This window comes from Vibrio sp. FF145, assembly GCF_041439075.1.
GTDB classification, from domain to species: domain Bacteria; phylum Pseudomonadota; class Gammaproteobacteria; order Enterobacterales; family Vibrionaceae; genus Vibrio; species Vibrio tasmaniensis_A.
The window spans coordinates 59,070-73,843 of the sequence record NZ_JBGONH010000021.1 but is presented as its reverse complement, the minus strand read 5'-3'; the positions used below and the strand labels follow the sequence as shown (position 1 = coordinate 73,843).

The window sequence follows — 14,774 nt, the reverse complement described above, 5'->3', positions numbered from 1 at the left end:
TTTGCTGGTCATTTCTACTACGTTATCGGCTTCTCATGTAGGCTAGCTACACATCGAAGCCTCTGCCTTGTATAAATACCCAGCAACTCGCTGCAAAAATTAGCTCGAAAGGTCAACACGCCCTAGTAAGGTTCAGGAAAGCGGGTGGTTTTACCGTCACCACTAAGTGTTGTGATCGACAGTGGTTTACCATCCTCATCTAGCCTTAACTCACCAATCGCACTGCGGTTTGAAAGGCGATAGAAGGTTTGATTGTCTGGGCTCCGCTTCTCGATCTTTAAGCGCTTTCGCTTGGTGAAATAGTTCAGAATCGAGCGCGGGCTATACAATAGTCTGTCCCACACATCACAGAATTTAAGCAGCGGCGCTGGGAATTGATTTTTAATGCCACTACAGGTGATTTGATAAATGTTCGGGCTATTTCGGCGGTATCTAAGCTTGATATCGTAAGCAAAGGAGTAGTGAACATCGCCCGAAAGCACCACGAAATTGGTCGGTGTTTTGGTATGGGTAAAGATACTGATCAGCGTATTGGCACTGCCCGGATGTGCCATCCAGTTTTCAGCGTCAATCACCAATGGCTTACCAATTGTTGTCGCCATTTTTTGTAGTGTTTCAATGAACTTAACGCCAAACATCGGTGCAGCTGAAACGATCACGACTTTATCTTGATGCATCAATTGATGTTGAAATTCAATCAAGGCATCCCAGTCCATCAAACCTGAAGGTTTATTCATACGAGATTCCGAACGCCAGCGACGGGTTCGGGTATCCAACACAATGACTTTGGGTGAAGTATCTATTGTGTAATGCCACTCCTCAAAGCGACTCAACATCTCAATGAAGGCTCGATGCTTGTTTGGCTCGATGTCGCTAACAGAGTGAGTAGTCGCGGCATCGCCGGTTTCACTGTTCGTTTGTTCAACGTCATGCGTTTGTTTAAGAACGCGCGGTTGATCGACAAAAAGCTGTTTTGCTTGCTCGATGAATGTCTCGTCGAAGCTCTCCGGTTTATTACCCCAGCCCTGACACATCCAGTAGGCCGCAAGGCCGTTACCAATGACTTGAGTTGCGAACTGGTTTTGGTCTACGGCATGTTCCCAACCCACGGTAAGGTTCCAATCATCGGTCACATCGTGATCATCAAAGATCATGTACGTAGGGATATGTGCGAACAGACGTTGTACTTGCGGTAAGCCAGCAATGAAATCATCCATGATGACGCTTTCATCACGCCACTGTTGCTGCTCAGTCGGTGTTAATTGGCGTCCACCTTGAGTGAAGTTATTCTCAATTAAGCGCTCTCGATTGACACACTGCCACAGTGTCGGTGACCAAACTAACAGGTACATCGCGATAAACTCAGACAGCGTGACCAAGTGGTTTTCACAATCGGTAGAGCTAAAAATCGGTACGCCACGATTCGGGAAGAACTTATCGAGCATGGATTCTGAAGTGGTGTGGTGTGGCAAGTACTTATCACGTTGATATAAGTGATATTCGCTCTCAAATAAGGCGTCACTGCTGTTGATTCGGTTAACTTGCGAGTCAGTCGGTAAGCTCTCTCCCACTAGGCCAAGCAATTGAATCACTTGCTGAATAGCATCAAGTGTTGGGCCTGCCACATGGTCAGCGTAGATCTGATCGCCGCTCATCATCAGCATATCGGGTCTTTCGGCGACGGTTTGAACGGCCATCTTGTTATCGGCTGCGACTAGGCTGTCTTTGCTTGGATGATGTGGATTACGGCAAGAGCCATGAAGAATGTAATCAGCCGAGGTAGATATCTTAAACTCAACGCGAGATTTACCGTTGTAAACAAGGTGAGGGGCAAGCTCTTTTAATGAGCCTGACTCTGTGTGAACGTCATACTCTAGAGGTGTATTCGTCGGGAATTCGCCTTGTAAGCGGATGAGCGTTACCCACGCATGTGTACCGATTTGAATCGAATCATGATCTTCAAGCGATGAGGTATAAAACGGCTGGTCTTGTGCTGCTTCAGAATCGTCTATTTCTTGAGTATACAGTTCGGCTCTGCCTGTCAGAGGCGAGCTGGTGGCTAACCAAAGTACGACTTCAGTTGCAGTCGTTTTTCTTAAAATGGGTCCGGCGAGTAACAGGGGAAGAGATGATGTCGTAGAGGGTTTCAATACGGTACCTAAAATCGTTGGTGGCTAGTCGTCGTGGCGTTGTTTTGTTTCGAGCTTGTTCGTTTCAGGCTCTATTATGTCAGGCGCGATCATTTCAGACTCAGGTGTTTCAGAACCATCTGTTTCAAGGAGTTCGATAACTTCCGAGCTAGAAAGTTCATGACCCATTAGAAATATTGCCAATAGGGCATCGGCTTTGGTCTTGGTATCGGATGTGTCGTCTAACACTTGCTCCAGTTTTTCACGAATCATAGCAATTTCGTGTTCAACAAAACCACGGCCTTCTTCATCCCCTTGATTGTCTTCAGGGGCATTATCGAACTCAAGAAATAGCATGTCGCCGTCTAGGTTGGTATTCACCAAACGCTCGGGCAACCATGCCTCACCAATAACAATATCCGGATCGGAATCTTTGGGTAAGTGATCTATAATGTTTTGTAATTCGGAGACTTTCACAATGCTTTCATTTAACCGAGAATATTCTACATTGTAACGGTCAATGCCGCTCAAACCTAAAATTAGTTAGCCGTTATGGCTAATAAATGTCTATTCAGTAACACAAAATTTATTACAAAGAGTAATTACATAAGAATGAAGCTCAAATATTTACCGACTCTCGCTTCGTCGGGCGTTGTTTTCGTCAGTAGCGTTTTCCTAAGTGCGAATGCGTGGGCCGCTGAAGAGCAAGAGTGGGGCATCGCTGCAATGTTTCGTACGGCAAGTATTCCTTACGACACGTCAGGTGGCGACCAAACGGTTAGCTCTTTTGTTCCAATGCTATTTTTCAAGAACGACTATGTGTTCATTGATGGAACTGAGATGGGTGCTTACCTTTATCAACCCGATGACGAGAAATGGTCTCTTAATGCTATCTCTCGCATGCGCTTTATTGATATCCCTGCTTCTGAGCAGAATGAAATTGAAGGTGATACGGCGGACTTTGGTGCTCAACTGACTTACCAACTTGATGGGCCTTGGTCTGTCGAAACGGAGTTAATGAGCGACAGTGAATTCAATTTTCACGGTAACTTACGTGCGAAAGCTAAGTATGAAACCGGAGACTGGGAGTTCACTCCGCGTGCGACACTGCGCTATAAAAGTGCGGATTTCAACAGCGAGTATTACTCAGCAGCCAATGAAACCATCGGCGCAGGTGTGGACCTGAATGTCGGTGTAGAAGCGCGTTACCATGTGGTTTCGAACTTATACTTATTGGGTTCAACCAGTGTGACTCGACTGGATGACAACGCTTACGATTCGTCGATTGTCGAAGACCGTTATCAAGGCGAACTTTACCTTGGTTTTGGCTTTTTCAATGATAAAACCAAAGCGCCAAAACCTAAGCTGAGCAATGCGCCGTATTTACGTGTTGCACACGGCTGGGCGACGCCATCGAATATTGGCGACATCATGAAATTCAACAGGGAGAAAGACGAATACAACAACCAGTTGACCTCCTTCTTCTATGGCCACCCGTTAACCGATGAGATCTTCGGTTTCCCATTGGACATCTACTTAACACCGGGTATCGCGCATCACTGGAATTCAGATGTTCAGTCAAGCAGCACTGAATACATTGTCGCTATCAAAGCGTATTACACTTTCGACTGGCCAACTCAATGGCGTGTTGGTGTGGCAGAAGGTATGTCTTACATCGATTCGCTGACTTACATCGAAGCGAAAGAGATGAAAGAGAAAGGTTATAACGGGAGCCATTTGCTTAATTACCTCGACTTTTCGGTCGATGTAAACGTAGGTGACTTAATGAGTAAGAATGACCTGAACAACTTATGGTTCGGCTATTCGTTGCATCACCGTTCTGCTATTTTTGAAAACGCCTCTCAGTTTGGTCGAATCAAAGGCGGCAGTAACTACAATACGGTTTATCTACAGTACGAGTTTTAAGCGCGGTTTTTAGCAGGCAGTTTATAACAGGCGTTTTTAGCGTTTAGTTTTTAACTGTGATTTTTGAAACATTCGGTTTGCGTTCGTCACGCTTCCATCGCTTTTACTAACGTGAGAGTGACTAATCAGCCTGATAGCAAAAGGTTTTCCCTTTGTTGTCAGGCTTTTTTGTTTGAGACTTGTGATATAATCGCGCGAGTTTAATAAGTACAAGAATAGGACACGCTTTGACTTCGTCTCCGGAAAAAGCAGATAACAACAAGAATGCAGCACAGCCAAGTTCTCCACAGAACGAAGCGAAATCAAATAAGCCTGCATCGAACCGACCTGCTAAACAATTAAATGCTGAACAATCAAATACCAAAAAAGCTGAACAATCAGCGACAAAGACAAAATCATCTCAGAATAGCCCAGTATCTCTTCGTAAAGCGCTCCACGAATGTATGATGCGTGATCGCTTCCGTTTGAGTAAGCGAATTACTGGCGCGAGTAAAATCAAGAACGAACAATCTAAGCACGCTGTCTTCGATGAGATTGCGTTAGATATTGCCAAGTCAATGATGACGGCAACTCAGCGTGCTGCGCAGAAACCAACCATCGAATACCCAGAGATTCTCCCAGTAAGCCAAAAGCGCGATGATATTGCGAAAGCCATTGCTGAAAACCAAGTGGTTATCGTGGCGGGTGAAACGGGTTCGGGAAAAACTACTCAGTTACCCAAGATCTGTTCTGAGCTTGGCCGAGGTCGTTTTGGCCTAATTGGTCATACTCAGCCTCGTCGTCTTGCGGCGCGTTCGGTTGCAAACCGTATTGCGGAAGAGATGGAAACGCAGTTGGGTGAATTCGTTGGTTACAAGGTTCGATTCAACGACCAAATTTCTGAAAACACCCAAATCAAATTGATGACCGACGGTATTCTACTGGCGGAAATTCAACACGACCGTTTCTTAAGCCAGTACGACACCATCATTATCGATGAAGCGCACGAACGTAGCCTGAACATCGACTTCATCATGGGTTACTTGAGAGAGCTTCTACCAAAGCGTCCTGACTTGAAAGTGATTATCACGTCGGCGACTATCGATCCTGAGCGTTTCTCGAAGCACTTTAACAACGCGCCGATCATTGAAGTGTCAGGCCGTACTTACCCAGTAGATACGCGTTACCGCCCACTAGGTGGTGATGACAGTGATTCAGACCGCGATCAAATCGAAGGTATCTTTGAAGCGGTGGATGAGCTGTGTGATGAAGGCCAAGGCGATATCTTGATCTTCATGAACGGTGAGCGTGAGATTCGCGATACTGCCGACTCTTTAAGTAAACGTAACTTGCGTGATACCGAAATTGTTCCGCTTTATGCACGTCTATCGGCGGGTGAACAGAACCGTATCTTCCAGTCTCATACTGGTCGACGCATCGTTCTGGCGACCAACGTGGCAGAAACCTCGTTAACGGTTCCGGGCATCAAGTATGTCATCGACCCGGGTACGGCGCGTATCAGCCGATACAGCTACCGTACTAAAGTACAACGCCTACCGATCGAGCCAGTGTCTCAAGCGAGTGCGAACCAGCGTAAAGGTCGTTGTGGTCGTGTTGCTGAAGGTATCTGTATTCGTCTGTATTCTGAGGAAGATTTCGAATCACGCCCAGAGTTTACTGACCCTGAGATTCTTCGTACTAACCTAGCATCGGTTATCCTTCAGATGACAGCGCTAGGCCTAGGCGACATTCAAGCATTCCCATTTGTTGAAGCGCCAGATAAGCGCAATATTCAAGATGGTGTAAGGCTGCTTGAAGAGTTGGGTGCGATTGCGACCGTTGAACCGTCTGCGAATAAAAATAAGAACCATGGCGATGACAAGAAGAAGCTAACCGCGATTGGTCGTAAGCTCGCTAAGCTACCTATCGATCCACGTTTAGCACGTATGGTGATTGAAGCGCCAAGCAACCGCTGTTTGCACGAAGTGATGGTGATTGCTTCTGCATTGTCGATTCAAGATCCGCGTGAGCGTCCATCAGACAAGCAACAATCGTCTGACGATAAGCACAAACGCTTCTTTGATAAAGAGTCAGATTTCATCACGTTTGTGAACCTATGGGATTACGTTAAGCAGCAACAAAAAGCGCTGTCGAGTAACCAGTTCCGCAAACAGTGTAAGCAAGATTACCTGAACTATTTACGTATCCGTGAATGGCAAGATGTGTACTTCCAAATTCACCAAGCGATGCGTGAATTAGATACCAAGCTGAATACAGAGCCGGGCAGCTACGATGGCATTCACATGTCACTGCTATCAGGTTTGCTTTCGCACATCGGTATGAAAGACCAAGAGAAGAATGAATATCAAGGTGCTCGTAACGCACGCTTCCATATCTTCCCTGCGTCAGGCCTATTTAAGAAACAGCCTAAGTGGATCATGTCTGCTGAGCTGGTGGAAACCTCAAAACTTTGGGGTCGTGTTATCGCGAAGATTCAGCCTGAATGGATTGAACCATTAGCGAAACACCTGATTAAGCGCAGCTACAGCGAACCACATTGGTCGAAGAAGCAAGCGGCAGTAATGGCACACGAAAAAGTGATGCTTTACGGAATCCCAATCATCCCGAAACGTTTAGTGAACTATGGTGCGATTGACGCAACCGTCAGCCGTGAGTTGTTTGTACGCAGCGCATTGGTAGAGGGAGAGTGGGAAACAAAACATGCCTTCTTCAAACAGAACCGCAAGCTACTGCAAGAAGTAGAAGAGCTAGAACATAAATCGCGTCGTCGTGACATCTTGATCGACGATGATGAACTGTTCGACTTTTATGACCAACGTGTTGGCGAAGAGGCGGTTTCAGGCCGTCACTTCGATACATGGTGGAAGCAAACCAGCCAGAAAACACCAGAGCTGCTTAACTTCGAAAAGTCGATGCTGTTCCGCGGTGATGCAAGCCACGTTACTGATTTGGATTACCCGAACTTCTGGCACCAAAACGGTATCAAGCTGAAGCTGAGCTACCAATTTGAGCCGGGCGATGACAACGATGGTGTAACGGTACACATTCCGCTGCCTATCTTGAACCAAATAGACCAGAACGGTTTTGATTGGCAGATCCCAGGCCTACGTCAGGAACTGGTGATTAGCCTAATTAAGTCACTACCAAAAACGCTACGCCGTAACTTTGTGCCTGCGCCAAACTACGCTGATGCGTTCTTGGCTCGTGTGACACCACTTGAAGCACCGTTGTTGGATTCCCTTGAGAAAGAGCTACGCCGCATGACAGGTGTAGAAGTGGTACGTGATGACTGGAAGTTAGACCAGATTCCAGAGCACTTAAAGGTAACATTCCGTGCTGTGGATCATCGCAAGCGCAAACTGAAAGAGCAGAAAGACCTGCATGAGTTGAAAGAAAGCCTGAAAGACAAGGTTCAAGAAACACTTTCTAAAGTGGCAGACGATGACATCGAGCAGCAAAACCTGCATACGTGGAGCTTTGGTGAGTTACCAAAAGTCTACCAACAGAAACGTGGTGGCTATGATGTTAAAGCCTTCCCAGCACTGGTGGACACCAAAGACAGCGTAGAGATCAAATTGTTCGAAACAGAACAAGAGCAGATCACTGCAATGAAATCGGGTCAGCGTCGTTTAATTCTGTTGAACGTACCATCGCCGATCAAATACTTGCACTCGAATTTACCGAACAAATCTAAGCTCGGTTTGTACTTCAACCCATACGGACAGGTGCTCGATCTTATCGATGACTGTATCGCTTGTGGTATTGATAAGCTGATTGAGCAGAAGGGCGGCATAGTTTGGGAGCCAGAGCAGTTTGAAGCTCTAAAAGAACACGTACGTGCGGAGTTGGATGACACAGTTGTTGAGATTGCTCAACAGGTTGAAACCATCTTAACCACGGCATTCGCCATCAGTAAGAAGCTGAAAGGGCGTGTCGATCTTTCAATGGCATTTGCGCTTTCAGACATTAAAGCTCAAATAGAAGGTTTGATTTTTAAGGGGTTTGCCACAGAATGCGGCTGGAAACGCTTGCCGGATATTCTACGCTATATGAAAGCGATAGAGCGCCGAATGGAAAAACTGCCGATTGACCCGAATAAAGATCGCCTTCATATGATCAAAGTGGACTCTGTAATGAATGATTACAAAGAGCTGCTGAATAAAATTCCAAAAGGGATCGCGGTTCCAGAAAATGTAAAAGAGGTGCGTTGGATGATAGAAGAGCTTCGTGTAAGCTTCTTCGCACAGCAACTCGGTACACCTTACCCAGTATCAGATAAGCGTGTTAAAAACGCGATTGATGCTTGCTAAACGAATAAAGCTAGACGCAGTGGCAAGGTTTGGGTATAAATCTTGCTTATTGCATTACTAATTGAATAGTTATTACATACAGGGCGACTTGGTGGCAATTCATTACCACGCAAGGCCTGCCAACAGGACGAAAAAGGTCGAATATGAAAAAAACGTTATTGGCTCTAGCACTGCTAGGTGCATCTTCAACAGCGATGGCTGATTCTTGGTTGTACGGCGGCGCAATGGGTGGTCAAAACTCATTAGGTAATCAAGAAGAGACAGCGATGGGTATCCACGTGGGTACGGGCATCCTTCCATTTATTGGTGTTGAAGCGGGTTACTGGGATCTAGGTTCTTTCGACAGTGTTAAATACGGCAACCAAACACTGACTAAACTAGACGCAAGCACAACTTACCTAGCAATCAAACCAAGCATCGACTTTGGTCCTCTTCACGTATACGCGAAGGGTGGTCTTCACTCTTACGAGCTTAAAGCGAACGGCTTCAAGCAAGACGAAGTTGATATCATGTACGGTGTAGGCGCAGAATACTTCATCTTTGGCCCACTATCTGTAGGCGCTAGCTACCAAAACTTCAACATGAAAGATGACGACTCAGGCGTTTTCTCTCTAAACGCAACTATCCACCTACTGTAATTAGTCAGTAAGGCGATCGTAAAAAGCGGTCGGATAATTGTTTGATGGGTTAATAAAGCTCATAAAAAATGCCAGCTTGATAGCTGGCATTTTTGTATCTATTGACCGGGTAATCTTGACGGTATTTTCTGACCGTAGACCGTAGACCGTAGACCGTAGACCGTAGACCGTAGACCGTAGACCGTAGAAGGCTACTTTTTACTGTTTAGAATTTTCTGAATTCTTGGGTTAATCGCTTTGCCGTGTTGGCTTTCGTACTCTTCACGTTTTAAATCGTTTAGGTTCTTTACGGAGTTAGCAGCAAGGAGGAACTGCGGTAATTCAGTTTCTAGCATGCCTTTCTCATCTAAACGTTTTGCTTCCAAATAGTACTTCTTAAACAGGCCATCAAGCTTGTTTTCAGCGGTGCGTTTCAAGTCGTACAGCTTGTTTTGGATAAGCCACTTTTCAATGTTGTTAACAGCTGTGCGTGACAACACACGAATGCGGCTATCAAGCAGCTCTTCTTCTGTTAATGAATCCTTTAGAATCCAAAGCTCACCCATTTGCGGCGGCCAACTATTGCCAAGTTGAATACGTTCATGACAGTGCATTAGCACGCGGTTAAGGCCGTCTGAGTCAACAGAGTGGGCAAACTCAAGAAACTTACCGCTTGGTTCACTACCGTATTGGTATTCCCACTGAGTTTCGTACACGCTCAAGAAAGAACCGAACACATGGATACACCAATCGGTCAGCTCTAATTCTGCTGGATCTTGGTCAACAACAGGCACTTGTTGAGACGAACCCGTGCTAGCAGCATTGGGTGTCGCTACTTCAGTGCTCTGTGCTTCAATAACTTCAGGTATTATTGAGCCTGTAGAGTCAGGAACAACAGGTGAAGCTGGCTCAGAAGGTTGGCTTTTTGCCTTTTTGAATGAGCTGCTGCCTGAAGCGTTCAGATGGGCTAAGCTTTTGTCTATACCCATTTCCTTGAGCTTGTCCTGCATTTCCTGAATATTGAGAGGTCTTCTGCTGTTGTTGTCTTTCATTTTGCTTCTCGTTAACTAGCCAGTACTGCAGCTTGGATTCAATCCGAGATAGTGGCATTAATTCATTGGCTTTGGCTTTATACCAGAGGACAAATTTCTTCCATACTAAACTATGGTCACCGGTCAAACCGGAGAATTTAAACGCACGTTCTGCCCATGATGGTATCTCTTCTTCGTTGAGATCATGAGTAGAGACGGTGTTGCTGTTCATTGAGCCTCGGCCTTGTGGGCGAGGGGCATGCTGCATGTGTTGCATCGGTGCCGGAGCAGGCTGAAACTTGGGTGCAGGTGCAGGTGCAGGTGCAGGTGCAGGTGCAGGTGCCGTAGAGTAGACAGGAATACTGTTGGTCGGTTGAACCTCAATGTGCGCCGTAGCTTGCTCTTGCTCAATGAGCATTTTGAAAACGTGAATCTCTTTTTGATCTCGATAATCTACTTTTACCTTATCGAGAAAACCTTGGTCGACTAAACACTTAAGGCAGTCGGCTAAACCAAACGTAGAGAGAGCACAAAGTTGACCTGCTGTTTGTAAGCACACATTGGTGTAGCCGAATTCGTCAGCACCGTCTGCAAGCATCAATAAAACAAGCTTTTCTGCTGGGCTAGAAGTATTCACTTGCCAAGCTAAATAAGAATATTTGGCGCTCAATATCGTGTTCTCAAAAAAGGTAAGTCGTTGTCACTATTGTAAGTCACCCCTTACCTAATTTATAGCAACTTAGTAGAAAACGGCATTAGTAAGCCAAATATTAACCATAAGGAGAGGTCTGCACCAAAAAGTGAACCTGAACTCACTCATTCTCGTGGTTTACGTACCCCTCCATTCGGCTCGAATAGCTGACTGTCCTAAACCATCATGCTCTATTTAGATGAAGACAGCGTAATGGGCTTGTATTGGTTTCGCCAAACTAAGGCGCTTCTTCCTGCGTTGGTTAGTGATGTTGCGTTGGTTAGTGATGCTGCGTTGGTTATTGATCTTATGTTGGTTACTGATGCTATGCCAGTTAATGACGGCAGGCTGGTGAGTAACGCGATGTGATTATTGATGGTTTTCACATCCATTCATAACGTGAATTTAATTTTATGAAACACCTTGATGTGATCAATATTTGCGCTATTATGACGATAAGTCATAAATGACGAAGCGTCACAAAATGGTTAACTACATGAATTTACTATTCGTGTTAATATATTGGATAGGAGCGTTTTAAATACTGGCGAAGCTTAGATGATAGCTAAGCTCAAATACGGACTGAGAAATTATGTTTGGCTTTGGTTGTAAAGGCGATAAACAAGGTATCTTTGGTTGCAAAGGCGTGTTGTCTAAAAAGCAGCAGTCTATAGCAGACCGAGAAGTAGAATTGATGTTGTTAGCAAAAGATCTGGTTCGAGAACAAGGGTTCGGAAACCTCACGATGGATAGGCTAACGGCAGCAAGTTCTTATTCTAAAGGTACGATATACAATCACTTTTGCAGCAAAGAAGACGTGGTTTTAGCCTTGTGTATTCACTCTTTAAAGACCGAGGCATTGATGTTTGCTCGTTCTGGAGAGTTTGAAGGCAACACACGTGAAAAGATTGTCGCACTGCACGTTGCTTACCGAATCTATGCTCGCATGGAACCGGTACTATCAACCTGTGCGATCATGGCGAAAAGCCCGTGGGTACTAGAGAAAGCGTCTAGTGCACGTGTAACCGAGATGAATGAACTGGAAGAGTTGGTGATTGAACAAGCCGATTCAATGGTAAACCTAGCAGTAGAAGCCGGTGACCTTAAGTTCTCTTCTGGTGTGGGTTCAGATGCCATCGTGTTTGCTAACTGGTCAATCGCATTTGGTTCAAATGCCTTGTCACAGAACGCATCAAACAGTCATTGTATTAAGCGGTTACAAGACCCGTATTCAGTATTACACAACGCGAACATGCTACTAGACGGCCTAAATTGGCAGCCCCTTTCTAGCGATTGGGATTACCGCAAAACCTGGCGCCGTGTAGAACAAGAACTGTTCAGTGAAGAAGTCGCTTACCTAGAGTCAGTAGGTCGATAAGCTTCCATTAAGCCCACTCGTGTGGGTTTATTAATAACCATTAGTGACGATTCGTCATAAACTTAAGTTTGCCTAGTGTGGTTTTGGTTTTCTTGAGTGTATGACTAAGAATTGTGTCTTTTGTCAGCTCCGGCTGGCTTTTTAAGACACAACTATGACGAATCGTCACAAATGGAGACTGTGATGGAACATGACAGCCAGAAGCCAGCTTTCGAGCAGCAAAATCGAGATAACCGTAATGTTGATAGCGTAAACGGGGATCTAAATAACAGTTGGCACTCAATACCGACCAAGCGTTCGTTTATCGTTCTGCTGGTGGTTTTTTCAATCATCATTCTCTCTGCACTAGGGGCTAAGAACCTTTACTTTAGAGGGGACTACAACATCTTCTTCGAAGGCACCAACAAACAGTTGATGGCGTTCGACGAAATCCAAACCACCTTTGCGAAAACCGACAACCTCGCGATTGTCGTCGCGCCTGAAGGCGGCAATGTCTTCACCCCTGAAACCCTCACCTTAATTCAAAACCTCACGGTTGACGCGTGGCAGATCCCGTACTCAAGCCGTGTCGATTCGCTTGCTAATTATCAGCATACCGAAGCGGTTGAAGACGACCTCTTGGTCGAAGCTCTGCTGTATGAAGAATACGAGCACACGCCCGAGCGAATTGCCAAAGTTAAACAGATCGCCCTCAACGAGCCACTGCTTAAAAACGCATTAGTGTCAGCCTCTGGTGACGTGACCATTGTTAACGTCACCGTGCAATTGCCTGAAGTGGATAAAACCGCCGAAGTGCAAGAAGTGATCGCGGCTATCAATACTATGATCGCCAAGTACCAAGCCGATTACCCGAGCGTCGAGTTCCACAAAGCGGGCATCATTGCCATGAACAACGCCTTTATGATGTCGGCTCAAGAAGACAGCTCAACGCTCGTGCCGTTAATGCTGTTGGTGGTATTGGTGTTCCTGACCTTTATGTTGCGCTCGTTCTTTAGCGTGGTGGCTATCTTAGTTGTGATTATCTCTTCGATTGTTGCGACCATGGGTTTGTCTGGCTGGGCAGGGATGTTCCTCAGCACCGCAACGGTCAACGTTCCAACCTTAGTACTAACCCTTGCCGTTGCTGATTGTGTTCACGTGATTGTGACCATGAGACAAGCCATGCAACGCGGGATGGAGAAAGCACAAGCCATTCAATACAGCATTAAGCTTAATGCGATGCCGATTCTGATCACCTCAGTGACTACTGCGATTGGTTTCTTGATGATGAACATGTCGGATTCTCCGGTATTGCGAGACTTCGGTAACTTGTCGGCATTGGGCGTGATCATCGCGTGTTTCCTCTCTGTGACTATGCTTCCTGCGTTGTTAAAGCTCTTGCCAGTTAAAACTCTACCAGCCAGCTTATCTACGCAAGGAAAAGGGGCAGCAGAAAGCAAAGTCACTTTCATGGATAAGCTCGGTGATTTTGTCGTTGCTAACCGCAAAGCACTGCTGCCGATTTCTACCTTAGTGATTGTTGGCGCAGCCGCGTTAATTCCATTGAATAAAGTGAACGATGAATCGGTGAAGTATTTCGATACCTCAAGCGAATTTAGACAAGCAGCTGACTTCATGGAAGAGACAGTAAGCGGCATGACGACCATCAGTATTGCGGTGAAAACCAACGAGTCTCAAGCGATAGCTGATTCTGTGTTCTTGCAAGCGATTGGTGACTTTACCGATTGGCTACGCGTCCAACCAGAAACCGACCACGTGGCCACGCTTTCCGATGTTTACATGCGTTTGAATAAGAACATGCATGGCGATGACGACAGTTACTACCAACTGCCACTTAACCGTGAACTCGCCGCGCAATACTTACTGCTTTACGAAATGTCTCTGCCATACGGTTTGGACTTGAACAACCAAATCAACGTCGATAAATCATCGATCAAAATGGTGCTGACGGTGGACAACCTAGGCAGTGTGGAATTGGTTGAACTCGAAGAGCGCATCTACTCATGGTTTGCGGCTAATGCGCCGCAATATGAAGTGGTCGCATCGAGCCCATCACTGATGTTTGCTCACATTGGCGAAACCAACATGGCGAGCATGCTATCAACTCTGCCTATTACCTTAGTGCTTATCTCTGGCTTGATGATCTTCGCACTGCGCTCGGTTCGCTTAGGCATCATCAGCCTAGTGCCAAACATTGCCCCGGCAATTATCGGCTTTGGTTTATGGGCGCTTATCTCAGGTGAAATCAACCTAGGTTTGTCAGTCGTGGTCACGCTCACGTTGGGTATCGTTGTCGATGATGCGGTGCACTTCTTGAGTAAATACCAACGCGCCAGAATGGAAGGGAAATCAGCAGAAGAAGCGGTGCGTTACGCGTTCCACACCGTTGGTCGCGCACTGTGGATCACCACGGTCGTGCTTGTGGCGGGTTTCTCTGTACTGGCGATGTCGAGCTTCAGACTCAACTCCGACATGGGCTTACTCAGCGCGATTGTGATTTTCATTGCGCTAGTAGTCGACTTCATCTTGCTACCTAGCTTGCTGATGATCTTCGATAAACAGACTCACTATTCAGATAAACCTCAGCACGAATCAAAGCCTTCTAATACCGAGTTATCTAGAACAACGCAATCTAGCCCAGTTGGCGAACTGACTACATCGACTAAATAAGGAATCGTCAGCCTGCTGCGGT

At 46.0% G+C, this 14,774-nt stretch carries 10 protein-coding genes; 6 read left to right on the top strand and 4 right to left on the bottom strand.

Annotated elements, in window-relative coordinates; translation table 11 throughout:
• Window positions 1-122: 122 nt before the first annotated feature.
• Both ACED42_RS10045 and ACED42_RS10040 read right to left on the bottom strand, forming a co-directional pair.
• The gene (locus ACED42_RS10045) at window positions 123-2,150 is read right to left on the bottom strand and encodes an alkaline phosphatase family protein (RefSeq protein WP_371702430.1); all 2,028 of its coding nucleotides are present in this window, start codon (window positions 2,148-2,150) and stop codon (window positions 123-125) included.
• 24 nt (window positions 2,151-2,174) lie between these two features.
• Entirely contained in the window at window positions 2,175-2,660 is a 486-nt protein-coding gene (locus tag ACED42_RS10040) for a hypothetical protein (RefSeq protein ID WP_371702428.1), read from the bottom strand.
• A gap of 81 nt (window positions 2,661-2,741) precedes the next feature.
• On the opposite strand from ACED42_RS10040, the gene ACED42_RS10035 reads away from it, so the two are divergent.
• The 3 genes from ACED42_RS10035 (at window position 2,742) to ACED42_RS10025 (ending at window position 9,003) form a co-directional block, all read left to right on the top strand.
• The gene (locus ACED42_RS10035; protein ID WP_371702427.1) at window positions 2,742-4,055 is read left to right on the top strand and encodes a MipA/OmpV family protein; all 1,314 of its coding nucleotides are present in this window, start codon (window positions 2,742-2,744) and stop codon (window positions 4,053-4,055) included.
• 227 nt (window positions 4,056-4,282) lie between these two features.
• Window positions 4,283-8,365, top strand: coding sequence for an ATP-dependent RNA helicase HrpA (gene hrpA, locus ACED42_RS10030; RefSeq protein WP_371702425.1), 4,083 nt, complete (start codon window positions 4,283-4,285; stop codon window positions 8,363-8,365).
• A gap of 143 nt (window positions 8,366-8,508) precedes the next feature.
• On the top strand, window positions 8,509-9,003 hold the full coding sequence (locus ACED42_RS10025; protein WP_009847008.1) for an outer membrane beta-barrel protein: 495 nt from the start codon (window positions 8,509-8,511) through the stop codon (window positions 9,001-9,003).
• A 191-nt stretch (window positions 9,004-9,194) separates the two neighbouring features.
• Here ACED42_RS10025 and ACED42_RS10020 read toward each other — a convergent pair whose 3' ends face one another.
• Together ACED42_RS10020 and ACED42_RS10015 are read right to left on the bottom strand one after the other, a co-directional pair.
• Window positions 9,195-9,971, bottom strand: coding sequence for a hypothetical protein (locus ACED42_RS10020; protein ID WP_102249803.1), 777 nt, complete (start codon window positions 9,969-9,971; stop codon window positions 9,195-9,197).
• Entirely contained in the window at window positions 9,892-10,683 is a 792-nt protein-coding gene (locus ACED42_RS10015) for a hypothetical protein (protein WP_371702423.1), read from the bottom strand. Before ACED42_RS10015 ends, ACED42_RS10020 begins: the two co-directional genes overlap by 80 nt.
• A gap of 207 nt (window positions 10,684-10,890) precedes the next feature.
• Here ACED42_RS10015 and ACED42_RS10010 point away from each other — a divergent pair, with 207 nt between their 5' ends.
• From ACED42_RS10010 to ACED42_RS10000, 3 genes are all read left to right on the top strand, one after another.
• The gene (locus ACED42_RS10010; RefSeq protein ID WP_371702422.1) at window positions 10,891-11,073 is read left to right on the top strand and encodes a hypothetical protein; all 183 of its coding nucleotides are present in this window, start codon (window positions 10,891-10,893) and stop codon (window positions 11,071-11,073) included.
• Between the two features lie 223 nt (window positions 11,074-11,296).
• Window positions 11,297-12,082: a TetR/AcrR family transcriptional regulator gene (locus ACED42_RS10005; RefSeq protein WP_371702420.1), complete on the top strand. Its 786-nt coding sequence runs from the start codon at window positions 11,297-11,299 to the stop codon at window positions 12,080-12,082.
• Window positions 12,083-12,202: 120 nt separating this feature from the next.
• Entirely contained in the window at window positions 12,203-14,752 is a 2,550-nt protein-coding gene (locus ACED42_RS10000; RefSeq protein ID WP_371702419.1) for an RND family transporter, read from the top strand.
• Window positions 14,753-14,774 lie beyond the last annotated feature (22 nt).